Source organism: Amycolatopsis speibonae (genome assembly GCF_042647925.1).
Classification (GTDB): Bacteria; Actinomycetota; Actinomycetes; order Mycobacteriales; family Pseudonocardiaceae; genus Amycolatopsis; species Amycolatopsis speibonae.
Window position 1 is genome coordinate 13,499 of sequence record NZ_JBHRWK010000035.1, and the last position, 25,296, is coordinate 38,794.

Here is a 25,296-nt window from a genome sequence, read left to right on the forward strand (position 1 = left end):
CTGTCGTTGGACAGGGTGACGCGGACCTACGCCGGCGCGGTTCCGGTGCACGCGCTGCGTGAGACGTCCTTGGTCATCGGCCAGGGTGAGTACGTCACGATCACCGGGCCGTCCGGAGCGGGGAAGTCGACGCTGCTGAACGTGCTCGGTCTCCTGGACGAGCCGGATTCGGGCTCGTACCAGGTGCGTGGCGCGGAAACGATCGGCGCGAAGGAGCGGCTGAGAGTCGCCATACGCGGTCAGCTGTTCGGCTTCGTCTTCCAGGCCTTTCATCTGCTGGCCGGGCGGAGCGCGCTGGAAAACGTCGAACTCGGGCTGTTGTACGGGCCGGTACCGCCGAAACGGCGGCGGCGGCTGGCCGCCGAAGCGCTCGACAGGATGGGCTTGTCACACCGGGCGGCCTCCGATCCGCGCGCGTTGTCCGGCGGTGAACGGCAGCGCGTCGCCATCGCCAGGGCGATCGCGGCGGAGCCCGCCGTGCTGTTCTGTGACGAACCGACCGGCAATCTCGACACCGCCAACACCGGCAAGGTCCTGAACATGCTCGCCGATCTCCACGGAACGGGACTGACGCTGGTGGTGGTCACCCACGACGGCAAGGTCGCCGAGCAGGGGCAACGGCGGTTGGAGGTCGTCGACGGCGTCGTCACGGAGGTCGCTCATGCGCGAGCGTGACCTGGGCCTGGGTACGCCGCGACTGCGGCTCCGCGATCTGCTGAAAGAGGCCTTCCTCTCGATCGCCGGACATCCCGCCAGGTCATTGCTGACCACGATCGGGACCATCCTCGGGGCCGCCGCTTTCGTCGCCACACTGGGGATTTCGTCGACTCTGACGCAGCAGGTCTCGGACGTCTTCGATCTGCGCAGGGCGACCGAGGTCCTGGTCGAACCGAGCGAGGCGGCACGGAATCCCGGCGACGCGCGGGAGACCCCGGCTTGGCAGGATCCGGCGGGACTCGCGGTACTGCGCGGGCTCAACGGGGTGGAGGCGGCGGGCCGGCGGATGACCGTTTCCGAGACGCCGATCCGGCGTACGGCGGGGGAGACCTCGCCAGAGGTGAAAGCCAAGATCATGGGCGCCGACCCGGGGGCGCTCGGTGTGATCGAGCCCGCGGTCACCCTGGGGCGCACTTACGACGAGTACCACGAGAAGACCGCCGCGCCGGTGATCCTGCTGCCGCGCGGGCTGGCCGACCGGCTCGGGATCGACAGGGTGGGCGTGGCCGTGTTCGCCGGAGACCGGGGATTCACCGTGATCGGCATCTTCGACGACGTGCAGCGCCGCTCCGAAACACTGCTGTCACCGGTGATCCCGTTCTCCGTCGCGGAAAAGCTCGCCGTCGGCGCGACAGCGGAGCCGCCGCGGCGCGACGTGATCATCAAGACCGCGCCGGGTGCGGCCCAGATGATCGGCGGGCAAGCACCACTGGCGTTGCTGCCGACGGCGGTCGGTGCGGTGCGGGCCGTCGCGCCCCCGGATCCCCAGTCGCTTCGCCGGGAGATCGAAGGCAACGTCACTCAGCTGAGCCTCATTCTGTCCGCGGTCGCGTTGGCGATCGGTACCGTGTCGATCGCCAACGCCGCGACGGCCGGTATCGCGGCCCGCACCCCGGAGATCGGGCTTCGGCGCGCCGTCGGCGCCAAACCCGGCCATGTTTTCGCCCAGCTGCTGGGCGAAACGACGTTGCTCGGGGCCTTGGGCGGGATCATCGGCGCGATGGCGGGTGTCGTCATCACCGCGTCCGTCTCGGTGTTCAACGGGTGGACGCCGGTCATCGACACCGGGTCCGCGCTGGTCGCGTCGGCCTGCGGTGCGCTCGCCGGCCTGCTGGCCGGTCTCGTGCCCGCGTTCCGGGCGATGCGTATCCAGCCGGTCGCCGCGCTGCAGCGCTGACCCCGGGTGGCCCGGCCGCGGGACGCGGCCGGGCACCGGAGGGCGACGGTTCAGCAGGGCCGCAACAGCCAGCAGAGCCGGTAGTTCGCCTGGTAGGTCGTGGACGTGCCCGGCGCGACGATGTTCTGTGTCCGCGCGCCGCCGTGCGCCCAGTCGGTGAAGGCGTACTTCAGGTTGAGCGGTGGCAGGTTCTGCGGGCTGTCCGCGCTGATCGAGTTGATGGATCCGGCGATCACCGTCCGGGAGAACGGGGTGCGCTGCTGGGTCCCGCCGACGGTGAGCAGCGCCTGACCGGGGTTGGAGGTGAAGCTCAGCGACACCGTCTTCGGCTGGAGATCGACGGTCTTGGTGCCGGTGCGGCCGCTGGAATCGGTCGCTGTGAGGGTCAGCTGCAGATAGGACGGGTACTCGTGGTCCGGTGCGACGAACGAGCCGGACGCGACGCCGGGGAAGTCCTGGACGTTGTGCGTATGGCAGGTGCCGTTGGCCGCGCAGTGCCGGATCGCGAGCCGCCAGGACAGCGCCGACGCCGGGACTTCGCCGTCCTGGGCGTCGACGGCACGGCCGGAGAACGGCACGGTCTGGCCGACCGACCAGGTCAGCGTGCCCGCCGGGCGGTCGATGACCGGCACCGGGTCGAGGCCCTCCGGATTCCCGACGGTCACCCGCACCGTCGTGGTCGCGCTCGCGCCGTGGGAGTCCGTCACCCGCAGCCCGGCGTCGACGGCGGCGGCCGCGGTGTAGGTCCAGGCCGGGTCGGGTGCCGCCGAGTCGTCGTAGGCGCCGTCACCGTCGAGGTCCCACGCGTAGGACAGGGTGTCCCCGGCGTCCGGGTCGGTGGAGCCGGTGCCGTCGAACCGGACCGCCAGCGGTGCCGGGCCGCTCGCCGGATTCGCCGTGGCCACCGCGGTCGGCGGCCGGTTGGTGCCGCCGGGATGGCTCACGCGCCGGACTTCGCCGCTGCCCAGCGCGACGTAGAACAGGTCGCCGCCCGGGCCGGTGAGCACCTGCACCGGCGTGTTGACGCCGGTCACGAAAGGCACCAGACGGCTCGCGCTCGGCTGGCCGTCGACGGTCCGCATCGCCCAGATGCAGCCTCGGGACGAGTCGGAGAAGAACAGCGCGCCGGAGTACTCGGAGGGGTAGTTGCTGCCGGACTCGAAGGCGATGCCGCTGATCGACGAGCCGCCGGTGGGGCACGGGTCGCTCGCCACCACCTTGGCGCGGTGGTTGTAGGCGTAGTACGGCGCGGTGTGCCCGCCGGTGCTGTACAGGGACTCGCACAGGTCGAGGTTCGCGCCGTCGTATCCGGCCTGTCTGGCGTTGCCCTCGTAACAGGGCCAGCCGAAGTTCTCGGCCACGCCGTCGCCGACGTCGGCGACGCGGTTGATCTCCTCCCAGGTGTCCCAGCCGACGTCGCCCGCCCAGAGCTCACCGGTGCCCGGCCGGAAGCCGAACCGGAACTGGTTCCGCGCGCCGTAGGCGATCACGCGCCGGGCGTTGGCGTCGGCACTGCCCGCGAAGGGATTGCCGGGTAAGCCTTCACCGGTGTCCGGGTCGAGGCGCAGCAACGTGCCGTTGAGCAGCACGGGCTTCCCGGCGGGGCGACGTGGTGACTGCGAACGCAGCGCGCCGCCCTCGGCCGTCGGCGGCGTGAGGTTCGTCCCGGCAGGCGAGGGCGGGTCGGCGCAGGGGTTCTCGACTTGGCCGTAGTCGGCGAAGTTGAAGCTGGCGCCGTCGCCGCCACCGGCGTACAGGGCGCCGTCCGGCCCGAAGGCGAGAGCGCCGATCGAGTGACTGGGGAACTGCTGGCACCAGCCCGTGACCAGCGGCTTCTCGCTGACCGCGGTCCCGGCCGGGCCCATGGTCAGCTGGGAGACGCGGCCGGTGACCACGCAGCCCTTGGCGGTGGCGCCCGGCGGGGTCGGGCAGGTGTCACCCCATCGCGGCGAGGTGCCGCCGGGCACCGCGTCGAGGGTGTAGGAGACGTAAACGTAAGGCCTGGCAGGGAAAGCGGGGTCGACGGCCAGCCCGAGCAGGCCGCGGTCCCAGAAGTCCTGCGTCTGCGGGCGCAGGTCGGCGAAGACCGTCGCCGTCGGGTCGGCGAGCGAGTCGAAGACCTTGACCAGGCCGCTCTTCTCCGCGACGAACACCCGGCCGTCGGGCGCGAACGCGGTGGCTGTCGGCGAACTGAGCCCGCCGATCGCCAGCGTGTCGGTGAAACCGGCGGGTACCGCGGCGTCGGCGGGTGTCACGGCGGCGAGCGCGACCGCGAGGGCGCCGACGAGCGGGCCGACCACGCCCACCGCCAACGCGCGCCGTGATCTTCGTGGGAACAGCGGACGGCGAGAACTCATCACCCGAACTCCTCCTGCGTGGGGACCGGAAAGAACACGACAGCTGTCCGGTATGGCGTGAGAAGACCGGAAGTTGTTACGCCCCTGCCAGAAATGCGCACAACTCGCCAAAAACGCGCCGATGCGGGTGCGCGCGGCGCCTCCTCGTGGGCGGACCCCTCGGGTGCCGGGCCCGGCGGTCGATGATCACCACCGAAACCTGTCTACACTTTCGTGGGAAATCGGAAAAAGAATCACCGGGTTCGCCGCGAACTTTGCCATTCAGATGTCATTTCGGCGACGTATCTCGCGGTCCGTCTCGTGCTCTTTGAGATGAGTACGCTGAACGGCGTACGGAATGCTTGAGGGGTTTCGGGAGGGTGGCATGGATGCGGTTTCCGCGGCGGCGATCACGTCGTTTCTGATCAGCTATGGCCGGCATTTGGCCGGTGTCGCGAGCGAGGTCGTCGACGAAGGAGTCACGCAAGGACTTCGCGCCTTGTGGGAAAAGGTACGCGGCAGGTTTTCGGCGGACCCGCAGGCCTCGGGAGCGTTGGAACGCCTGGTGGAACAGCCGGACAACCAGCGACGGCAGGCCGCCGTCGAAGATCATCTGGACGAAGCGATGAGTGCCGATTCCGAGTTCGCGGCCGCGCTTTCGGAACTGGCCGAGCGGATGAAACCGACAGGTCACCAAAGCATTCAGGTGCGGGACGCCGGAGCGGTGGCCATCGGCGGGAATGTGTCCATCAAGGGCACCCGCCACGTCGCCGGGCGGGACATCACTCTCTCCGCTCCGGGGGAATGACATGACGACCACGAGAAGGGCCGGGAGTATCGCGGCCGGGCTCCTCCTGATCGCGGCACTGACGTCGTGCGGCCGCGAACCGGCTGCCAAGGATCCCGACTCACCACCGGTTCCGGAGATATCCACCGGTTCCCCGTCGGCCACGGCGTCGTCGGGAGAGATCCCGGTGCCCGGCACGTCGACGGCGGCAGGCCCGGGGAAGCCGGGCGGGACGTCGGCGGCACCGCCGGACCAACCGCCTCGGCCCGGAACGAGGCCAGGCCAGGGGCCGGGGTCAGGACCGGGACCGGCCGGTAAGTCGCCGGCGCCCGGAAGCCCGGCCAACCCGTGCGGAAAGCCGCCCGCCGGTCCAGCGGAGGACGGGAGAGCCCAGCAGCGGATCGTCTTCCCCGCGCTCGGCACCCACCAGTGGCCGGACGTCGAAGTGACCATGCGCGCCTGCGCCACGTCGGGCCTTCCCGTCGCTTACCAGCTTCAGAACGGCGGCCGCGGTGGCAGCTGCTGGGCGTCCGCGCTCACCGGGGTCACCACCCGTGCCCAGTCGGTTCCGTTGACCTGCGAGGTCACCGCCACGCAGGCCGGGAACGCCGCCTTCGCCCCGGCCCAGCCCGTCGTCCTCACCTGGATGGTGAACAAGCTGGCTGTCAAGATCGGCTGGCTGGGTTCGGCGGACACGCTGGTGTACTCGCCGGGCAACCCCGGCGCGACGCTGCAGGTGCGGGTGACGGCCATGCACGACCTCCCGCGGTTGATGATCTACACGCGCGCGAACGGGGCTTGTTCCATCGCTCAGGCGCCGACGAGCATCGGCGGATCCGGTGGGGCGGCCATCACCTTCGACGTGCGGGTCGCGCTGGTGGATCCGGGCACGCAGGCCGGTTCCTGCGACCTCCGCGTATCCGTGGACTCGAATCAGATCGCCATCGGCAGCTACGACGATCGCCACTATGTCGTCAGAAGATGAAGCGTCGTCAGAAGATGAAGCGTCGTCAGAAGTTGAAGCCGAGGCGGCGACGCTGTCGGTCGAGAACGCAGGGCCGGTCGTCCAGCACGGCAATCTGGAGCAGCACGGTGGGCTCGTCGCCGGCCGGGACCTCACCGTTCACGGCCCCGTCACAGTCCTCGCCGACGACGGCGCTCCGTTCGGCGACCACGTCACGCGGCCGGGCCGGGCGTCGGATCTCTGCCCCTATCCCGGATTGGACGCTTTCGGTGACCGCCTGGCGGTGTATTTCCACGGCAGGGAAAGAGATGTCGACGCCGTCCTCGCCCTGATCCGCCGGGCGCCGCTGGTGGCCGTGGTCGGGTCGTCCGGCAGCGGCAAGTCGTCGCTGCTGTCGGCCGGAGTCCTGCCCGCTCTCGCCGACGGCGCGGTCGCCGGCTCGGCCCGGTGGACCGCGTTGCCGCTCCGGCCCGGTAGTCAGCCTGTCGAGCGGCTGGCGGCGGTCTTCGCGAGGCTCACCGGAACCCGGACGGCCGAGATCGCGACGGCTCTTCGTGAGGATCCGGCCCGTTTCGGTGAATTCGACGCGGCTGTCCGGGACATCGCGGGCGGGCCGTCGATCTGGGTGATCGATCAGCTGGAGGAGGTGTTCGACCCGGCGGTGGATCCCGGCTCGCGTGCCGCGTTCCTCGCCGCTGTCGCCGGCCCGCATCCGTCCGGCGAGACCCAGGTCGTCGTCGCGTTGCGGTCGGACTTCTATCCGCACCTCGATCAGGAACCCGTACTGGCGGCGGCGGTTTCGGCGGCCCAGCACCGGGTGCTGCCGATGGGGCCGCAGGCCATCCGCGAGGTGATCGAGAAACCGGCGGACCAGGTCGGACTGCGCGTGGAACCCGAACTGATCGACCGGATGCTGGCCGACACCAGCGCCGCCGAGAACGCGTTGCCGCTGCTCTCGTACGCGTTGGCGCAAACCTGGCGGCGGCGGCGCAACGGCTGGCTGACCCTCGCCGAATACGCGAACGCCGGCGCGCTCGACGGCGCGATCGACCACGCCGCCGAGCTTGTGTGGGAGTCCCTGGGCGACAGGCACCGGGGGACGGCTCGCCGGATGATGCTGCGGCTGTCCCACCTCGGCGAGAACGCCGTCGCGGTGCGCCGTCAAGCCCGGCTCGAGGACCTGGTGACCGACGCCGACGACGAGACCGCCGTGCGGGAGGTCGCCGCCCGGCTCGCCGCCGCCCGGATCCTCACGACCGATCTGGATTCCGCGACCGAGGCCCCGATCGTCGACATCACGCACGAGACGGTGCTGCGCGCCTGGACCCGGCTGCGGAACTGGCTGAGCGAGGACAGGGAGACGAAGCGCGCGCAGGACGACCTCAGCGGTGGTGCGGCGACGTGGAAGCAGCACGACGCGGACCCGAGCTATCTGCTGCGGGGCGCGCGGCTCGCCGCCATCGAGGTCGCACGCCGATCCGGCGGCCTGACGGTGAACGACGTCGAACTACGGTTCCTCTCGCTGAGCAGCCGGCTCGAGCATCGGCAGCGATGGCGGTCGCGCCTGCTCGGTCTCCTGGCCGCGGCGCTGGCCGCCGCGGTGGCGATCACGTTCGTCGTCGTGAGTCAGCAACGCCGCATCAGCCGGGAAAAGACCGTCGCGGACGCCGTGTCACTCGCCGCCCGGTCGCGATCCGTGAGCGGGCAGGAACGAGACCTCGGCGCGCTGCTGGCCGTCGCGGGGGCGGAGACCGACGACAACGCCGTCACCCGTGCGGCGGTCATGGACGTGGTCTCCGCGCGCAGCGGCCCTCTCGCCTACCTGCTCCCGGCAGGGCGGCACGCCACGACCGTGGCCCCCAGGTTCACCCGCGACGGGTCCGCGCTCGTCGGCACCGCCGACGGCGCGGTCTGCGCGCTTTCCCCGGCCGACGGCCACGAGACCGGCCCCTGCTTCACCGGCCATCACGCCAACATCAGCGCCGTCACGACGACCGCCGACCTCATCGCCGTCGCGGACGCCACCGGCCTGGTGACATTGCATCGGGCAGGAGTCGCGGCGCCAGTGCGCGGCCCGCTCAGGGCGACTTCCGCCGTCGTCGGCCTCGCCCTCGGCCCGGGTGGCGACCAACTGCTCGCAGCCACCCGATTCGGCGCTGTCGAACGCTGGACGCTGACCGGCGAAGCGACACCTTTGCCGCCACTGGCGCAGAGCGCCGATGTCGTGGCGCTCGCCGTCGCCGACAAGACCGGCCAGGTCATCGCGCTCACGACCGAGGGAGCGCTCAAACGCTGGCGGCTCGCCGACGGGGCCGAACTGCCCGACCTCGCCGAACCGGGCTCCGTGTCGACCGGTACGACGATGCGGCTGGACATCGCCGGTGGCACACGCGTGGTGACGGCGGACGAGAGCCGGATCGGCGTCTGGGACCTCCTCTCCGGGCAACCTCCTTTGTGGACGGACGCACGCGGCGGGACGGCTGTCGTGTCGTCCGGCGACGGCGAAACGGTGTTCGCCGGGTCGGATACCGGCACGATCACGTCGTGGCGCCTCGCTCCGGAGCCGTTGGCCGTCGAACCCACTCGTCCCGGCCTCGCCAAACCTGTCGTCGCGCTCGGCAGCGGAGGCGACTTCCTGGTCGGAGCGGACCAGGACGGCCGGGTGATCTCATGGGACCTCAGTGGCAGGCGGTCTCCCGCCGGTACTCCGCTGGCCCAAGCGACAGGGCCGCTCCAGGCCGTCGCCAGGAACCCCGCCGGTGCCGTCGCGTCGGGAGGCGCGGACGGCGTCGTCCGGGTGACCCGCGAAGGGGCCACAAGGGACGTGCATGCCTTTGAGGGCTCCGTCGTCGGCCTCGCTTGGGAGCCGACCGGAGCGATCGCTGTCGGCACCGACCGCGGCACCTTGACCGAACTCGATCCCGTCACCGGAACGACCCGGACGCTGTCCGACCGGCCTGGTACCGCGGTCACCGGTCTCGTCGCCGACGGCGGGGGGAATCTGGCGGCCGGCTTCAGCGACGGCCAAGTGCTCTTCACCGACCTGCCCGGCGTGTCCTTCACCGCGGCCAAAGGCGCCGTGACGGCGATAGCCCTGAGCGCGGACGGGAACAGCGTCGCCGTCGCTTCCGGTGACGGCGTCTCCGCTCCGCCGCAGATCTCCTTCGCGGGCAAGAGCGACCGGTTCCGGGACATCCGGACCTTCACCGGGCACGCCCTGCCGGTCACGAGCCTCGCGTTCAGCCCGGACGGGCGATTCCTCGCCAGCGGCAGCGACGACCGGTCCATTCGCTTGTGGACACTGGCCGACGGTACGACTAAAAGCACGCTGGAAGGGCACACCGACATGGTGCTGGCACTGGCTTATTCGCCCGACGGCACGACTTTGGCCTCCGGAAGCCAGGACGGGACGCTTCGCCTGTGGGACGTCGCCAGCGGCCTTCAGATCGGGCGTTCGTTTGAGTTCGGCGTCGGCTACGTCTGGTCGCTCGCCCCCTCGGTGGACGGCGCGAACCTCGTCGCGGCCCACGGCGCGGTTGTCGTCGACTGGCCGTTCGGCAAGGGCGCGTGGCTGGATCGCGCCTGCCGGCTGGCCGGGCGTTCCCTGACCGAGGACGAGCGGAAGCGCTACCTGCCTGGCGGGACGTCTCTACGCCCCTGTGCGTGACTCGAGGGCCGTCGACCGGTACGCGGCGACCCTGATCCGCAGGCCACGCAGGTGGACCAGGTCGACGTCGAACGCGGAGACCGGCCGATAGCCCACGGTGGGCTCGGCGGACCGGCAGGGGCCTGCGATGTAGACGAAATCGTCGTCCGGCTCGTAGCGGGGCTCGGACCAGACCGCGCGGTCTCCGGCCCCGCTGTCACCATGACGAGTGCGGGCCTGCCAATAGAGAGGCAGCTTCATCATCTCACCGAGCGCCTTGTCGAACGCGGCGAGATCGGCGGCGGCGATCCCGAGGCCGCGGCCGTCCCACACCCGGGGTGCCCAGTACCCGTCGCCGGTGGCATGGGCGAAACAGGCGGTGTCCCCGGACGCGGTGATCGTCCAGTCGGCGACGGTGGTGAGTGTCGGCATGAGGGTTCCCGATGGTCGTGGCCCCCAGGTCTGGCACACCGTAATCGATCATCTCCGCACGGTGGTACCACCGGCGGCCCGCGAGTGTTGCGCCGACCGGCCGTCGCGCGCGGGAAGAGGCAGGTCCAGGAGCCGCCCGTGGTGCCGGGGTACGTTTCTGTTCATCTTCGGTTCACTTACGGATCACCGGATTCAGCGAACTGTGCGAGGCGGTTCCCTCTGGGCGGGGCCACGTGAAGCGCCGGATTCGGGCGAGACCTGTCGAGGGGGACCAGGACTGCGGTCCCGCGCGAACTGCTCGCCGAACTCGGGCTTCGCGGCCTCGTCGATGACGCGCTGGATCGCCCGGACGGGGAGGTCCGGCTGGTCGACGTAGATGTAGCACCGCCAAGGTCTGGTCCCGCGGTTCGGCCGCCATGCCGGTGGCCGAAGCGGGCACTCGTTGCCGCAAATCGGCGAGCTGGGTCGGGTTTCCCGCGCAGGACACGTTCACCGAACGCTCGCCGACCTTGATCTTCCGCGTTCCGGTGAACGCGGCTCGATCGGCCGCGGCGCTGCTGCTCGCGGGCGACTCCGACTCCGCGTAGCTCTCACGGGCGACAAAGGCGGCGGGGAAGCCCGCGATACGCTGCCTGCTCATCACGGCGAGGAGAGTTGATGGAGATCGACGGAGTCCGCGTCCACGGCGAGTCGGGGCAGCCGGTGCTGCTGTTGCCGGGTGGAGCCGAGTCCTGCGACGGCTTCTTTCCCGGTCTGGTCGAAGGTCTCGTCGCCGACCCCGGCTGCCGGGTGATCGTGCACGACCGGCCGGGGACCGGTACCTCGTCGGACGACGGTGCGCTGGCGGACGCCGCGTCCCACCTGAGCGCGCTCATCGACCGCCTGGACTGCGGCCCGGTCGTGGTCGTCGGGCAGAGCCTCGGGGGTGCCGTGGCGGTGCTGCTCGCCCGCGCTCACCCAGACAAGGTCGCCGGCCTGGTCCTGCTCGACCCGACGCCCGTCGACGATCCCCGGACGTGCGCCGGTCTGGAGCGCACGATGGGCGTGCTCGGCACGCTCTCGACCGTTCCCGTGCTGCGCGGGGCCATTCCGCGCGTCCTCCGCGCCGCCGTCGTCCGGGCCGCGCGACGCCAAGAGCTCCGGCCGGACTGCGAGGCCGCTTTCCTGCGGACGGCGGACGCCGATACCCCGATGCTGGCCCGTGCCGTCCGCGGCCTCACCGTGCTGGCGAGGGATCTGCAGAGTGCCGATCTGCCCCGGCTTCCTGCCGTCGTGGTGACCGCCGATCGCAAGCAGGACAGTGCGATGCGGCGTTCCCATGAGCGTTTCGCCGCCGCATTCGGCGGGCGGGTCGAGTGCTGGCCGGGGGCGACGCACAACGTGCACCTCGACCATCCCGACGAAACCCTGGCGACGGTGCGCGAGATGGTCGCTCAGGTCGGTTCCGCGCCCTGAGACCCAGGAGGTCCGGTCAGGCAGTGCTGCACGAGGGGACCGAACCGCGCGACCAGTTCGTCCGTGGACAGGGACGAGATCGGTTCGATCCGCATGATGTACCGCGCCACCGTGAGACCGAGGATCTGGGCGTTGACCATGGCCGCCCGTAGTGCGGCGTCCGGCGTGTCGAGCGTCGCCGCGAGCCTGTCGGTGATCTCCCTGTCGATGAATTCGCGCAGCAGGGCTTCGGACTGGGCGTCGGTCGGTGCCGACCTGGTCAGCATCACGAGCGGGGTGCGGCCCGACTTGTCGAGATTTTCCACCAGGGCGCGGACGATGCGCTCGCCGATGGTGTCGAGGCCGCCGGCGAAGATCGATTCGATGGCGGGCGGGACGGCGCCGGACATGTCGACGGCGGCGCTGAACAGGCCCTGTTTGGTGCCGAAGAAGTAGAACACCATCGCCGGGTCGACTCCCGCCGCGGTGGCGATCGCGCGCACGGTCGTGGCGCCGTAGCCGTGCTCGCCGAACAGGTCGCGCGCGGTCTCGAGGATTCGCTGCTTGCTCTCCGCACCGGACCGCCAGCGTCCGGGGCGGCCGTGAGTGTCGTGTTCCGTCATGACCCCCGAAGCCTAACATCCTTTCTCCATCACGCGGTGGAGTTTTCCCGTACCGTGTTCTTCATCAGGCGATGAAGAAAGGGGTGGCGAGGATGAGAGTGATCGTGATCGGCGCCGGACTAGGAGGGTTGACGCTGGCCCACGGGCTCCGCCGGGCGGGGATCGAGGTCGCGGTGTACGAGCGGGACGGCGTGCTGGGGCGTCCGCAGGGGGTGAGCCTGCATGTCGACGACCGGGGGATCGCGGCGCTGAGGGAGTGCCTGCCCCCGGCGCACGTCGCGATGGTGGAAGCCACCCTGGGGGGAGCACGTGAGCAGACCCTGACACTGTCCGATGTGGAGGGAGAGCTCGCCGTCGTGGCGGCTCGGTCCTCTGACGGTATGTCGGGCCGGGCGCGGCCTGGCAGGCAGGCCCACCGTCCATTGCTCCGGGCGGTGTTGCTGACGGGGCTCGACGACGTGGTCCGGTTCGGGGCGGAGTTCAGGCGGTTCGAGTGGCGCGCCGATGGCCGGGTCCGGGCGTTCTTCGCCGACGGCCGAACGGATACCGCGGACGTCCTGGTCGGCGCGGACGGCGTCGGCTCCGCGGTGCGCCGCCAGTACCTGCCGGACGTGCGGGTGGCCGACACGGGGCGGCGCGTGATGATGGGGGCGACCCCGCTCGGAGTCGTGGCCGGTCTGGGGTTGCCGGGGCTGATCGGCGACGACCCGGCCGTCGCGCGAGTGGGCGGCACGACGATGGCGCTGGGCGTCCTGCGGTTCGGCTGCCGCCCGGTCGTCGCGCGGGAGAAATGGTTGCCCGCGTTGGGATCCCACGCCGTCGCCGAGATCGAGGACTACGTGATGTGGGCTTTGCCCGTCACGAAGGAGCGCCTCGGATCACCGGCCGAGGTATGGCGACAGGCCGACGAGCCGCACCCGGCATTGCGGTCGATCGTCGCCGAAACCCGGCAAGACGTCACGGCCGTGTTGCGGATCGGGGTGATCCCGCCGATGCCCGCCTGGCCCGTCACCCCGGTGACGGTTCTCGGCGACGCCATCCACCTGGCCCCGGGTTTCGGCGGAAACCTGGCGATGCGGGACGCGAACCGCCTCCGTGAGGCGCTGGTCGAGGCCGATCGTGGCCGGCTCGACCTGCTCGACGCGATCGGCGCCTACGAGGACACGATGCGTCGCGACAGTTTCCCCACCTCCTCGGCGAAGGCAAGCGCATGAGCCTCGATGTGCTGACGCGGAAGTCCTTGTCGCTGTTCAGCGCGGTGGGCGGCTGGCGCATGGTCGCCGAAGGAGTCGCCTCCCGGGTGGTGTTCCTGATCGCGTACCTGCTGACCGGCGAGGTGTGGACCTCCGCGCTGATCGCGGTCGGCGTGGTGCTGGTGTTCGCGGTCGTGCGCGTGTGGACCGACCGGCGCTACTGGTCGGCGGCGATCGGGCTGGTCATCGTCGGCGGGTCCACCTTGCTGGCCGGGAGCACCGGGCAGGCGATCGACTTCTACCTTCCGGCGGTGTTCATCCAAGCGGCACAAGGCGCGGTGTTCCTGCTGTCCGTGCTGGTGCGCTGGCCAATGGTCGGGGTGGCGTTGGGAGTGCTGCGTCGTGACAAATTCGCCTGGCGGCACGATCCGGCATTGCGCCGCCGTTATCAGCTGTGCACCGCCGTCTTCGTGGTGAAGTGCTGCATCGCCACGGCGGTGCAGGTGCCGCTGTACCTGGCCGGGCAGACGATCGGGCTCGCCATCGCGGCCACGCTGCTGGGTGGCGCGCCCTCGGCGGGTGTCTGTCTCTACGTGTGCTGGCGGATCCTGCGGGAAGAGCCGGAAGCCGCCTGACATCGCCGTCAGCGCAACTTGTCGACCGAGGCGATCCGTTCCCAGTGGGCGCCGAGCGCGTTGAGCAGCGCCGCCGTGTCGACGTCGCTGTCGTCGCCCAGGAGGGCCTTGTCCAGCCTGCGGGCGCGGCGGTTCACCTGGCTCAGGACCGTTTTGCCCTCTTCGGTGAGCGACAGCAGCTTGCGGCGGGCGTCGTGCGGGGACTCGACGCGCAGGATGAGGCCTCGCCGCTCGAGCCTGCGGCAGAGGTCTGCCATCGTCGAGGTGTCGAGCGCGACGGCGCCCGCGAGGGAACTCTGGTCGCTGCCGGGGTAGGCGCGCACCGCGGAGAGGACCGCGAACTGCGGACCGGTGAGCACCGGGTCCACGTGGCGGTTCCACGCGGCGAGGTAGGCCTGGTACAGCCGCCGGGCCCCGTAGCCGGGCGCCGCCAGCAGATCCGAGGGTGGCGCGGGGGTGACGCTCGGCGCGTCTTCCCTGCGTCGGCCCGTGCGCGCCGGTTCACCCATCGCCTTCTCCCTTGTCGGCTCCACCCGCTGCCCGGGCCCCCCGGGTGATCCTACGTGTCCGGACGGTCGCTCACGGGCAGGCGCCGACATCTGTCCACCGCGACCTCTTGCGTATCCGGATAGTACGTGTTCGGATGAAGACCCCTTCGGGGGTTGCGAGAGAGCGGATCCGGGCCCAACTCTTGCGTGCTCGGATAGTACGTGCTCGGATTAGTGTGGAGGTGTTCGACGATGGACCAGAACCTGTTCAACGACATCTGCTTGCGCCAGCTGACTTTTTCGGGGGTGCACGAGGGCGAGACCGTGGTGGTGCTGACCCGCGGCGGCGAGCGCGCGGAGTACGCCGACGCCTTCCTGTGGGCCGCCCAGCAGCTGGGCGCGTCGGCCTATCACCTGCGGCTTCCCTCGCCGTCCAGCGCCGCGGGCGCGTGGGCGGTGGGCGACTCGGGGCTCGGGAACATCCCGCTGGCCGTCGAGGCGCTCAAGAGCGTGGACATGGTGGTCGACTGCACGTTCCTGTTGTTCAGCAAGGAACAGTTCGCCATCCAGGACGCGGGCACGCGGATCCTCACCGCCGTCGAGCCGCCCGAACTGCTGGCCCGGCTCATGCCGACGAAGGAACTGCGCGAGCGGGTGGAGATCGGGGCCGAGCTCCTGGCCAAGGCGGGCACGATGCGGATCACCAGCCCGGCGGGCACCGACGTCACCTATCAGCTCGGCGTGTACCCGACGCTGTCCGAATACGGCTACACCGACACCCCCGGCCGCTGGGACCACTGGCCGGCGGCGTTCGTGTTCACCGGCGGCGCCGACGACGGTGTCGACGGGAAGATCGTGCTGTCGCCCGGGGATGTGCTGCTGCCGTTCAACACCTACGTGCAGACCCCGGTGGAGATCACCATCGAGCAGGGTTTCATCCAGGACATTCGCGGTGGCGCCGGATCGTCCGGATTGGACGCGGACCTGCTGCGCTCGTACATCGAAAGCTTCGAGGACCCCCGCGGCTACGGCATGAGCCATGTGGGCTGGGGACTCGACGAACGCGCGCACTGGCACGGCCTCACCCAGTTCCCCGGCGGGATGGGCATGGAACTGCGGAGTTTCTACGGCAACGTCATGTTCTCCATCGGCCCCAACAACGAGCTGGGCGGCCCGAACGACACGCCGTGCCACTTCGACATCCCGATGCGCGGCAATTCCCTGTACCTGGACGACGAATTGATCGTCGACAACGGCGAGCTGACCGTCGCCGACATGCGCCCGGCGAGCCGTCGATGAGTGACCACCACATCGGGATGATCGTCCCCAGCTCGAACCTCACGATGGAGACGGAGCTGCCGCGGATGCTGCGCGCCAGGGAGGAGGCCGAACCGGGGGACCGGTTCGTCTTCCATTCCGCGCGGGCCAGGATGCGGCACGTCGAACCCGAGCAGCTGCGGGCGATGAACGCCCAGGCGGGCCGGGCGGCGGCCGAACTCGCCGACGCCCGGCCGGACGTGGTGGCGACCGCGTGCCTGGTGGCGATCATGGCCCAGGGCGCCGGGTACCACTGCACCGCCGAAGACGACATCGCCCGCGTGCTGCGCGAGGAGGGCTGCGAGTCCCCGGTCGTCTCCAGCGCCGGTGCGCTGCTGTCCGGGCTTGCCGCGTTGAAAGCGCGCAAGGTCGCGATCATCACGCCGTACATGAAGCCGTTGACCAAGGCGGTGGCGGACTACATCGAGGACGCCGGATTCGAGGTCGCCGACGCGCTTTCCCTTGAGGTGCCGGACAACCTCGCCGTAGCCCGGCTGGACCCGGCCGGGTTGCGGGAACATCACCGGAAGCTGAATCTGTCCGATGTGGACACCCTGGTGCTTTCCGCCTGCGTCCAGATGCCTTCGCTGCCCGCCATCCAGCCGGTGGAGGACGAGATCGGGATCCCGGTGCTGTCGGCGGCGACGGCCACGACGTTCCGGATCCTGTCGGAACTCGGGGTCGAGCCCCGTGTGCCCGGCGCCGGAAGCCTGCTCAGTGGCGCGGAAGCCTTGACGAAGACGGGAGGCGGACATGGCCGCTAGTCAGTCATTCGAAGTCGTTGTCGTCGGCGGCGGGCTCGGCGGGCTCTGCGCGGCGTTGTCCCTGCGGCAGCGGGGTATGCGTGTCACCGTGGTCGAGGCGGCGCCGGCGCTGGGCGAGATCGGCGCCGGCATCCAGACCGCGCCGAACGCCAGCCGGATCCTCATCGGACTGGGCCTGCGTTCCCGGCTCGAACGGGTACGGACGGAGCCGCAGGACCAGGTCCGCCGCCGCTGGGCGGACGGGAGCATCATCGCCCAGCTGTCGCTCGGCGGGCGGGTGATCGACCAGTACGGCGCGCCCTACTGGCACTACCACCGCGCCGACCTGCACGGGGTCCTGCTCGACGCCTGCCTCGACCCGGACGGCGCCGGTCCGGTGGTGCGGGTGGTGACCGGCGCGCGGGTGGTCGAACTCGACCGGACGGTGCCGGACCGGCCCGCCGCGGTCACCGCCGACGGGCGCCGGTTCACCGGTGACGTCGTGGTCGGGGCGGACGGCATCCGGTCATCGGTGCGCGATCTCGCCGGATTCGACGACACGCTCGCCTTCTCCGGCGAGATGGCCTACCGGGCGCTGATCTCCGGAGACCTGATCGCCCAGGACCCCGCCACCCGTTTCCTGGCCGACCGGTACCACTCCACGATCTGGTACGGCCCCAACAAACACCTGGTGCACTACATGATCCGCGGCGGGGAGTACCTCAACGTGGTCGCGATCGTGCCGTGCACCGAAGCGGTCGCCCGGGACTGGAGCGGGCCGGCCACCGCCGCCGAACTCGCCGCGGAGTACCAGGACTGGGACGATCGGGTCCCGACCATGCTGGCCAAGGCGAAGGACGAGGACGTCTCGGTGTGGGCGATGTACCGTCGGCGCCGTGATCCGGTCTGGGTCGACGGCAGGGTCGCCCTGCTCGGCGACGCGTGCCACGCGATGCTGCCCTACCAGGCGCAAGGCGCGTCCCAGGCGATGGAGGACGCGGCCGTGCTGGCCGAGGAGCTGGGCCGCGTCACCCGCGACGGGATCGACGGCGCCCTGGTCCGCTACGTGGACCGGCGCGCCAAGCACGCGGGCATGGTCCAGGACGCCTCGCTGCAGAACATGGACTTCTACCACCTGCCCGACGGTCCCGAGCAGCGCGAACGGGACGAGAAGCTGCGGCGCTTCGACGGCGAATCCGACGTGTCCTACGACTGGCTGTGGAACGGCAGCCCGCTCACCGACCCCGACACCGAGTCCATCCACTACCAGTTCGCCCGCTGAGGCGCGCTGGTCGGCAAATCGCAACGGAGCGGTTCATGCGAACTGGTGATCAGATCGTCCAGGATCTGCCCTGGCGTTGGAGCGTGCAGGGAAAGATCTTCCTCATCGGCGGGCTGGGCTACATGTTCGACGCCTGGGACGTCGCGTTGAACGGATTCCTCACCCCGCTGGTCGGGGCGGAATTCGGGTTGTCCGCCGGGACGAAGGGACTGGTGGCGACCGCGAACCTGATCGGCATGGCCGTGGGCGCGGTCGTCTGGGGCACGGTCGCGGACCGGATCGGCCGGAAGCGGGCGTTCAGCGTCACGCTGCTGCTGTTCGCGCTGTTCTCCGTGCTCGGGGCGCTCGCACCGAACGTGGAGACCTTCCTGGCCCTGCGGTTCCTGGCCGGTATCGGGCTCGGCGGCTGCATCCCGGTCGACTACGCGATCGTCAGCGAGTTCTCCCCGCGCCGCCATCGCGGCCGGGTCCTGTCGGCGATGGACGGCTGGTGGCCCGTCGGGACCACGCTGGCCGCCGTCACCGCGACGGTGCTGCTCCCGGTCGAAGGGAACTGGCGCTGGATGCTGGTGCTGATGATCCTGCCCGCGCTGCTGCTGTTCTGGGTGCGGCGCGGTGTCCCGGAGTCACCGCTGTACCTGGTCCGCAAGGGCCGCGAAGCCGAGGCCCGCGCCGTCATCGACGATCTCGTCCGCCGCACGGGGACGGCTCCGGAGCCGTATTCGATCCCGCCCGCGGTGGTCGAGGACACCCGGGGCGGCCCGATCGCGGCCGCGTTCGACCAGCTCCGCCGGGTGTGGGCGTACAACCCGCGGATCACGGCGGTCGCGTGGTCGCTGTTCATCACCGTCATGCTGGTCTACTACGCCGCGCTCAGCTGGATGCCGTCCATCCTGAAGGCCCAGGGGTTGAGCGAGATCGCCGCGTTCGCCTCGACAGCGTTGATGAACGCGCTCGGCATCGTCGGTGTCGCGGTCGCCGTGCTCCTGGTCGACAGGGTCGGCCGCAAGCGGATCATCGCGGTCGCCGGACCGCTCACCGCCCTGTCTCTCGTGGTGTTCTCCCTGCTCCTGGACTCGCCCGCGGCGGCGGTCGTGGCGATCGGCGCGTTCGGCCTGTTCGCGCTGTGCGTCATCCCGGTGATGTACGCCTACGTCTCCGAGCTCTACCCGACCGAACTCCGTGCCTCGGGCTTCGGCTGGGCGTCGTCGTCGAGCCGGGCGATCACCGGGTTCGCGCCGCTGCTGTTCGGCAGCGTCCTGTGGCCGGTGCTCGGCTTGCCCCTCACCTTCACCCTGCTGGGTGTCCTCGTGGTGGCCGCGGTCGTGTTCATGATGCTGGGCGCGCCCGAGACCCGGGGCCGCGAGCTCGACCGGATCGTCGAGACGGCCGAACCCGTGGCCGAGACGCCTTCCTCCACGAAGTCGGCTCTGTGAAGCCCGCCGCGTTCCGCTACCACCGGGCCCACGACGTCACCGACGCCGTCGGACTGCTCGGCGAGCTCGCCAAGGCGGGCGAGGACCCGAAACTCATCGCCGGCGGCCAGAGCCTGATGCCGATGATGAACTTCCGGCTCGCCCGGCCGACGGCACTGGTGGACCTGGGCCCGCTACGCCGGGATCCGGCGCTGAACTCGGTGCGGCACACCGAATCCGGCCTCACGATCGGCGCGATGGTCACCCACCGGACGGTCGAGGTCGCCGAGCTGGGACCGGATTTCTCCGTGCTCTCCCGCGCGATGCGCTGGGTGGGGCATCTGCCGATCCGGTCCCGCGGCACGGTGGCGGGCAGCGTCGTCCACGGCGACGCGACCGCGGAATGGTGCCTGCTCGCGCTGCTGCTCGACGCGGTGATCGTCGCCGAAGGCCCGGGCGGGCCACGGGAAATCCCGGCCGCGGAAATGTTCCACGGCTTCTACACCACGGCCGTCGAACCGGACGAGGTCGTGACGGCGGTGCGCTTCACCCGTCCGTCGCCCCGGGCCGCGCTGACCGAGTTCGCCCGCCGTCACGGCGATTTCGCGATCGTGGACGCCGCGGTCAGTCTCGACGCCGAGGGCGGGGGCAGGGTCGTGCTCGGCGGCGTGGCACCGGCGCCCGTCCGGGTGCCCGAAGCAGAGGCGTTGCTCGCGGGCGGTGTCCCCGGACCGGAGCTGTTCGCCGAATGCGGGGAGGCCGCGGCCGCGGCCATCGATCCACCCGACGACGCGGCCGGCAGCGCCGTCTACCGCCGCCGGCTGGCGCGCACCCTCGTCACCCAGGCACTGGGAGAGGCCTGGGAGAAAGGAGAAACGCGATGACCACACGGTTCGACGGGCGCGACGGCCGCTGGGTCGGGGCGTCGGTGCCCCGGCGCGAGGACCCCCGCTTCCTCACCGGCAGGGGCCGTTTCGTCGACGACATCCAGCTGCCCGGCATGCTGCACGCGGCCTTCGTCCGCTCGACGGTCGCGCACGGCACGATCGCCGGGATCGACCTGTCGGCCACCTTGGCTGTCGAAGGGGTCGTCGCCGCGTACACGGCGGCAGACCTGGAGCTCGGGGACATCGTCGCCCTGCTCGACCGTCCGCCCGAGGAGTTCTCGCCGACCGCCATGCCGATCCTGGCGCGGGGCAAGGTGCGCTTCACCGGAGAGCCGGTGGCGCTGGTCATCGCGCGCGATCCGTACAGCGCCGAAGACGGTGTCGAGGCCGCGGTGGTGGACTACGAGACGCTCGGGGCGATCGTGTCCGAGGAGACGGCGTTCGCCGAGGGCGCGCCGCTCGTGCACGAGGAAGCGCCGGGCAACGTGCTGGTCGACGTCTCGATGTTCGACACACCCGGTGTCGACGCGGCGTTCGAAGCGGCCCGGACCGTGGTCGAGGTCGTCACGAAAAGCGGGCGGCAGAACGCGCTCCCGCTCGAAACGCGGGGCGTGGTCGCGTCCTGGGACGACCGCGACGACCAGTTGCTCGTGCAGATGTGCACCCAGGTCCCGCATCAGGTGCGCACGGCGATGGCCCGTTCGCTGCGGGTTCCCGAACGCACGGTGCGGGTCACCGTCCCGGACATGGGCGGCGGTTTCGGCCAGAAATGCGTCGTCGGCCGCGAGGAGATCGCGGTCGCGGCGGCGGCCCGGCGGTTGGACCGGCCGGTGAAATGGATCGAGGACCGCCGGGAGGCGCTGACAGCCGGATTCCTTGCCAGGGAACAGCGTTACCGCACGCGGGCGGCGTTCGACGAGGACGGGCGGATCACCGCGCTGGACGTCGACGTGGTCTGCGACATGGGCGCCTACTCCTGCTACCCGTTCACGGCGGGGATCGAGCCGTTGATGGCGTCGGCCGAGATGCCGAGCGTGTACCAGGTGCCCGAGTACCGCGTCCGCGCTCGCGCCATCGCCAGCAACAAGGCCCCGACGGCGCCCTATCGCGGGGTCAGCCGTCCCCAGTACGTGATGGCGATCGAGCGGGTCATGGAACGCGCCGCCCGGGAACTCGGCCTCGATCCGGTCGAGATCCGGCGGCGCAACGTGATCACCCAGTTCCCCTACACCGGCGTCAACGCCATCACTTACGACCCTGGCACCTATCGCGAATCGCTCGAACTCGCCGAAGCCACGATCCGCGACGAGGGCTGGTACGGGATCCGCGACCGCGCCGCCGCCGAAGGCAGGTACATCGGCATCGGCTACTGCTGTTTCTCGGAACGGACCGGGTACGGCTCGGGAGCCTTCGCCAAGCGGAAGATGGCCGTGGTCCCCGGCTTCGACATCTCCGAGATCCGGATGGACACCACCGGCTCGGTCGTGGTCACCAGCGGCACCATGAACCACGGCCAGTCGCACGAGACGACGCTGGCGCAGATCGTGGCCGACCGGCTGGGGCTGCACCTCGACCAGGTCAAGCTCCGCCAGGGCGACACCGAGCGCATCGCTTACGGCTGGGGGACTTTCGCCTCCCGTTCGGTGACGATCGGCGGCTCGGCGGTGTCCCTCGCGGCCGGGAAACTCGGCGAACTGTTGTGCGAGATAGCCGCGCACCTGCTCGAAACGAGTCCCGACAACGTCCGCCTCGACGGCGACGGAGGCGTCGTCCAGATCGACGACCCGGACCGGCGGGCGTCGTTCGAGGAGATCGCCGACGTGGCGTACCTGCGCAGTCACCTGCTGCCCAAGGACGTCGAGCCGACGCTGACGGCCACGGCGAGCTTCGACGTGCCCGGCGACGGCACGTTCTCCAACGCCACCCACGCCGTGGTGGTCGAGGCCGATCCCGGGACCGGCCAGATCAAGATCCTGCGCTACGCGTGTGTGGAGGACTGCGGGGTGGTGATCCATCCGCAGGTCGTCGACGGCCAGTGCCGCGGCGGGATCGCCCAGGGCATCGCGGGCGCGCTGTTCGAGGAGATCACCTACGCCGGCAACGGGGAACCGTCGGCCGCCAGCTTCATCGACTACCTCGTCCCGACCGCCACCGAGATCCCCGACATCACCGTCATTCACCTCGAAACGCCTTGCGCGTTCACGGAAAACGGCGCGAAGGGCGCGGGGGAGGGCGGCACCATCGGCGCGCCCGCCGCCGTGCTGAACGCGGTCAACGACGCCCTGCGCCACACGGGCGTCGAACTCGACTCGACACCGGTCCATCCGCAGACCGTGCTCGCCGCGCTCGACGCGGTGAGCATCCGCCGGAAAGCGAGCACTCCCGTATGAGCGATCGGCAGCTGATCGTCCTGAACGTCAACGACACCGAACACGAGGCCCTCGTCGAGCCGCGCAAGACCTTGCTCGACGTCCTGCGTCACGACCTCGGTCTCACCGGCACCCACGTCGGCTGCGAGCACGGGGTGTGCGGCGCCTGCACCGTCCTCGTCGACGGCGAACCGGTGCGGGCCTGCCTGATGTTCGCCGTCCAGGCCGAGGACACCGACATCCGCACGGTCGAGTCCTTGAGCCGGGACGGCGAACTTTCCGATCTGCAGCAGGCTTTCAGTGCGCACCACGGCCTTCAGTGCGGCTTCTGCACGCCCGGATTCCTGATGCTGGCCGAAGGATTCCTCGCCCAGCGGCCGGACGCCGGCCGCGAGGAGATCCGCGAGGCCGTCTCGGCGAACCTGTGCCGCTGCACCGGTTATCAGACGATCGTGGACGCGGTCGAGGCGACAGCGGTCCGCCGCTGCCACGCCCAGGACAAGGAGGCGACAGCGTGATCCTGGAGAACCGGCTTTCCGTCCCGGCCGAACCCGGTGCGGTCTTCGCCCTGATCAACGACGTCGAGCGGGTGGCGGGCTGCCTGCCCGGCGCGACCCTCGACGGCAAGGAGGACGACGCGTACCTCGGCCGCGTCAAGGTCAAGGTCGGCCCGATCACCGCCGCCTACTCCGGCACCGTGCGGTTCACCGAGGTCACCGCGGACGAGCGCAGACTGCGGCTGCTGGCCAGGGGAGCGGACAGCCACGGCAACGGTGACGCCGAAGCCGAGGTCACGCTGACCGTGCGCGAGGCACCCGGCGGCGCCACCATCGACCTCCGCACCGACTTGTCGATCCGCGGGAAGCTCGCCCAGTTCGGCAAGGGCGCGATCGGCGCCGTGTCCACCCGGCTGCTCGACCAGTTCGCCCGCAACCTCGCGGACCAGTTGAAGGCGCGGCCCGGCGCGGCGGAACCCGCGCCCGCCCCTGCTATGGCTGTCGTTCCCGCAGCCACTCCGGAAGCCGTCGACGGGCTGGCCATGTTGCTTCCCGCAGGCGTCAAGCGCTACGGCGTGATCGCGGCCGCTGCGGCCCTGGGGCTGTTCCAGGGCTGGCTGCTGGGCCGGATCCGCACCCAGGACAAACTGATCAAGGAGTTGCAACGTGCCCGTCGATGACCACCCCGGCCTGCACGGGGCCGAGACCGACAGCGTCTACGACCGGGCGGGCTTCGGCGTCGCGGTGCCGCGCGGATCCCGTCCGGCGCTGGTCGTGGTCGACCTGACCCGGGGATTCACCGAACCGGGTTTCCCCACCGGAGCCGACCTGACCGCCGAAGTGACCGCGACCGCCACGCTCGTGGCCGCGGCCCGGCTGCGCGGCGTCCCGGTGATCTACACCGCGATCGGCTACACACCCGCCGAAGCGGAGGGCGACGCCGTCGCGTGGCTGCGGAAAGCGCCGGGAATGCGGGCGCTACTCGAAGGAAGCGACGCCGTCGCCCTCGACCCGCGCCTCGACCGGCGCGACGGCGACCATCTCGTCATGAAGAAGGGCGCGTCGGCGTTCCACGGGACCGCGTTGGCCGCTCTTCTGTCGGGCCTGGACGTGGACACCGTTCTCGTCTGCGGCGCAACGACTTCGGGCTGCGTCCGGGCGACCGCCGTCGACGCCGTCCAGTCCGGTTTCGACACGCTCGTCGTCCGGGACGCCTGCGGTGACCGAGCCCGCGGACCGCACGACGCCGCGTTGTTCGACCTGCAGGCGAAGTACGCCGACGTCGTCGCTCTCGACGACGCCTTGGCGTATCTCGCGGAAACCTCGGCTCGCCGCTCGCTCGCACAGTCCGCGCTGGCCGACCTCGGTGACCTGCCCGCGACCAGCCGCTGGGTGACTTCAGGCCCGGTCCGGCTGCACGTGCTCGACTACGGGCCCGCCGACGGTGTCCCGGTGCTCGTGCTGCCCGGGATCACCAGCCCCGCGGTGGCGATGGACTTCGTGGCGCGGAACCTCACCGACCTCGTGCGCCCGCTCGTGCTCGATGTCCGCGGCCGCGGACTGTCCGATGTCGCACCGGATCCGCTGCGCGGCTACGACCTCGCGAGCTACGCCGCCGACGTCGACGCGGTCGTGGACGGACTCGGCCTGCGCGATCCGATCCTGCTCGGGCACTCCATGGGCGCGCGGATCGCCGCGCGGGCCGCGGTGACCGGCCGGAGTCCGCTGCGCGGCACCGTGCTGGTCGATCCTCCGCTGAGCGGTCCGGGGCGAGGACCGTACCCGACCACTCTCGACGCTTTCCTCGGGCAAGTCGACCAAGCCCGCCGGGGCACCGACGCCGACGAAGTGGCCCTGTCCTGGCCGAGCTGGCCGCGCCGGGAACAGGAGTTGCGCGCCCGCTGGCTGTCTTCGTGCTCCCGTGCCGCGATCGCCGCCACCCACGCCGGGTTCGAAGCCGAGGACTTCTTCGACGACTGGCCTAAGGTGCCCGCCCCGGCGTTCTTCCTGTACGGCGGCGCGAGCCCGGTCGTCACCGCCGCGGGTGCGGCTGAAGCCGCGGAGCGCAATCCGTCGGCCGAGTTCGCGGAGATCGCGGATGCGGGGCACATGGTCTTCTGGGACCGGCCCGACTCCGCTTTCGCCGCGCTGCGGGACGCCCTGCGGAAGCTTTTGTCTTGAGGGGTAACGCAAACGTGGCGTGCCGTTGGGGTGTGCGCCGAATGTGGCATTGGGGACGGTGAGCCTGGATTGGGGGGCCCAGTGTTTTCCGGACAGCTGCTTAGTTGCTAATTTTACGCTGCGAGCTGTCGGTTCAGATACTCGGCGTGGACCTCGTGTGGGGTCTTGTAACC

General features: G+C 70.6%; 21 protein-coding genes and 1 pseudogene. 18 read left to right on the forward strand and 4 right to left on the reverse strand.

Annotation, left to right across the window (positions count from 1 at the left end):
- Positions 1–66: 66 nt before the first annotated feature.
- Positions 67–675, forward strand: a pseudogene (locus ACFOSH_RS23020) (ABC transporter ATP-binding protein); the annotation flags it as partial.
- Positions 662–1,894 (forward strand): ABC transporter permease, encoded by a 1,233-nt coding sequence (locus ACFOSH_RS23025; protein WP_378241105.1) that lies wholly within the window; start codon positions 662–664, stop codon positions 1,892–1,894. The pseudogene ACFOSH_RS23020 and the gene ACFOSH_RS23025, both read left to right, overlap by 14 nt.
- A gap of 50 nt (positions 1,895–1,944) precedes the next feature.
- Here the strand turns inward: ACFOSH_RS23025 and ACFOSH_RS23030 are convergent, their stop codons facing one another.
- Positions 1,945–4,251 (reverse strand): PQQ-dependent sugar dehydrogenase, encoded by a 2,307-nt coding sequence (locus ACFOSH_RS23030; RefSeq protein ID WP_378241106.1) that lies wholly within the window; start codon positions 4,249–4,251, stop codon positions 1,945–1,947.
- A gap of 364 nt (positions 4,252–4,615) precedes the next feature.
- Between ACFOSH_RS23030 and ACFOSH_RS23035 the strand changes: the two genes are divergently transcribed.
- From ACFOSH_RS23035 to ACFOSH_RS23045, 3 genes are read left to right on the forward strand one after another with little or no spacing between them, the layout of a single operon-like run.
- Positions 4,616–5,038 (forward strand): hypothetical protein, encoded by a 423-nt coding sequence (locus ACFOSH_RS23035; protein WP_378241107.1) that lies wholly within the window; start codon positions 4,616–4,618, stop codon positions 5,036–5,038.
- 1 nt (position 5,039) lies between these two features.
- Complete coding sequence (locus ACFOSH_RS23040) at positions 5,040–6,002, forward strand: hypothetical protein (RefSeq protein WP_378241108.1); 963 nt, start codon at positions 5,040–5,042, stop codon at positions 6,000–6,002.
- A complete protein-coding gene (locus tag ACFOSH_RS23045; RefSeq protein ID WP_378241109.1) occupies positions 5,986–9,648 on the forward strand; it encodes an nSTAND1 domain-containing NTPase in 3,663 nt (1,220 codons plus the stop codon). The genes ACFOSH_RS23040 and ACFOSH_RS23045 overlap by 17 nt, the downstream gene beginning before the upstream one ends.
- On the opposite strand, the gene ACFOSH_RS23050 is transcribed toward ACFOSH_RS23045, so the two are convergent.
- Positions 9,631–10,059, reverse strand: a complete 429-nt coding sequence (locus ACFOSH_RS23050; protein WP_378241110.1) for a hypothetical protein — start codon at positions 10,057–10,059, stop codon at positions 9,631–9,633. The two genes, ACFOSH_RS23045 and ACFOSH_RS23050, sit on opposite strands and share 18 nt — an antisense overlap.
- Positions 10,060–10,475: 416 nt before the next feature.
- Here ACFOSH_RS23050 and ACFOSH_RS23055 point away from each other — a divergent pair, with 416 nt between their 5' ends.
- A complete protein-coding gene (locus tag ACFOSH_RS23055) occupies positions 10,476–10,646 on the forward strand; it encodes a hypothetical protein (protein WP_378241111.1) in 171 nt (56 codons plus the stop codon).
- Between the two features lie 70 nt (positions 10,647–10,716).
- The gene (locus ACFOSH_RS23060; protein ID WP_378241112.1) at positions 10,717–11,514 is read left to right on the forward strand and encodes an alpha/beta fold hydrolase; all 798 of its coding nucleotides are present in this window, start codon (positions 10,717–10,719) and stop codon (positions 11,512–11,514) included.
- On the opposite strand, the gene ACFOSH_RS23065 is transcribed toward ACFOSH_RS23060, so the two are convergent.
- Entirely contained in the window at positions 11,493–12,116 is a 624-nt protein-coding gene (locus ACFOSH_RS23065; protein WP_378241113.1) for a TetR/AcrR family transcriptional regulator, read from the reverse strand. The genes ACFOSH_RS23060 and ACFOSH_RS23065 overlap by 22 nt on opposite strands.
- A gap of 92 nt (positions 12,117–12,208) precedes the next feature.
- On the opposite strand from ACFOSH_RS23065, the gene ACFOSH_RS23070 reads away from it, so the two are divergent.
- Positions 12,209–13,330, forward strand: coding sequence for an FAD-dependent oxidoreductase (locus ACFOSH_RS23070; RefSeq protein WP_378241114.1), 1,122 nt, complete (start codon positions 12,209–12,211; stop codon positions 13,328–13,330).
- Positions 13,327–13,944, forward strand: a complete 618-nt coding sequence (locus ACFOSH_RS23075; protein ID WP_378241115.1) for a DUF3159 domain-containing protein — start codon at positions 13,327–13,329, stop codon at positions 13,942–13,944. Before ACFOSH_RS23070 ends, ACFOSH_RS23075 begins: the two co-directional genes overlap by 4 nt.
- Before the next feature lie 8 nt (positions 13,945–13,952).
- On the opposite strand, the gene ACFOSH_RS23080 is transcribed toward ACFOSH_RS23075, so the two are convergent.
- Positions 13,953–14,453 (reverse strand): MarR family winged helix-turn-helix transcriptional regulator, encoded by a 501-nt coding sequence (locus ACFOSH_RS23080; protein WP_378241116.1) that lies wholly within the window; start codon positions 14,451–14,453, stop codon positions 13,953–13,955.
- Between the two features lie 231 nt (positions 14,454–14,684).
- On the opposite strand from ACFOSH_RS23080, the gene ACFOSH_RS23085 reads away from it, so the two are divergent.
- From ACFOSH_RS23085 to ACFOSH_RS23125, 9 genes are read left to right on the forward strand one after another with little or no spacing between them, the layout of a single operon-like run.
- Complete coding sequence (locus ACFOSH_RS23085; RefSeq protein ID WP_378241117.1) at positions 14,685–15,731, forward strand: leucyl aminopeptidase; 1,047 nt, start codon at positions 14,685–14,687, stop codon at positions 15,729–15,731.
- Positions 15,728–16,513, forward strand: a complete 786-nt coding sequence (locus ACFOSH_RS23090; protein ID WP_378241118.1) for a maleate cis-trans isomerase family protein — start codon at positions 15,728–15,730, stop codon at positions 16,511–16,513. Before ACFOSH_RS23085 ends, ACFOSH_RS23090 begins: the two co-directional genes overlap by 4 nt.
- Entirely contained in the window at positions 16,503–17,774 is a 1,272-nt protein-coding gene (locus tag ACFOSH_RS23095) for an FAD-dependent monooxygenase (RefSeq protein ID WP_378241119.1), read from the forward strand. Before ACFOSH_RS23090 ends, ACFOSH_RS23095 begins: the two co-directional genes overlap by 11 nt.
- 35 nt (positions 17,775–17,809) lie before the next feature.
- A complete protein-coding gene (locus ACFOSH_RS23100) occupies positions 17,810–19,210 on the forward strand; it encodes an MFS transporter (protein WP_378241120.1) in 1,401 nt (466 codons plus the stop codon).
- The gene (locus tag ACFOSH_RS23105; protein ID WP_378241121.1) at positions 19,207–20,073 is read left to right on the forward strand and encodes an FAD binding domain-containing protein; all 867 of its coding nucleotides are present in this window, start codon (positions 19,207–19,209) and stop codon (positions 20,071–20,073) included. Before ACFOSH_RS23100 ends, ACFOSH_RS23105 begins: the two co-directional genes overlap by 4 nt.
- Positions 20,070–22,466: a xanthine dehydrogenase family protein molybdopterin-binding subunit gene (locus ACFOSH_RS23110; RefSeq protein ID WP_378241122.1), complete on the forward strand. Its 2,397-nt coding sequence runs from the start codon at positions 20,070–20,072 to the stop codon at positions 22,464–22,466. The genes ACFOSH_RS23105 and ACFOSH_RS23110 overlap by 4 nt, the downstream gene beginning before the upstream one ends.
- Complete coding sequence (locus ACFOSH_RS23115; RefSeq protein WP_378241123.1) at positions 22,463–22,963, forward strand: (2Fe-2S)-binding protein; 501 nt, start codon at positions 22,463–22,465, stop codon at positions 22,961–22,963. The genes ACFOSH_RS23110 and ACFOSH_RS23115 overlap by 4 nt, the downstream gene beginning before the upstream one ends.
- On the forward strand, positions 22,960–23,622 hold the full coding sequence (locus tag ACFOSH_RS23120; RefSeq protein WP_378241124.1) for an SRPBCC family protein: 663 nt from the start codon (positions 22,960–22,962) through the stop codon (positions 23,620–23,622). Before ACFOSH_RS23115 ends, ACFOSH_RS23120 begins: the two co-directional genes overlap by 4 nt.
- Positions 23,609–25,123: an isochorismatase family protein gene (locus ACFOSH_RS23125; protein WP_378241125.1), complete on the forward strand. Its 1,515-nt coding sequence runs from the start codon at positions 23,609–23,611 to the stop codon at positions 25,121–25,123. The genes ACFOSH_RS23120 and ACFOSH_RS23125 overlap by 14 nt, the downstream gene beginning before the upstream one ends.
- The last annotated feature ends 173 nt before the right edge of the window (positions 25,124–25,296 follow it).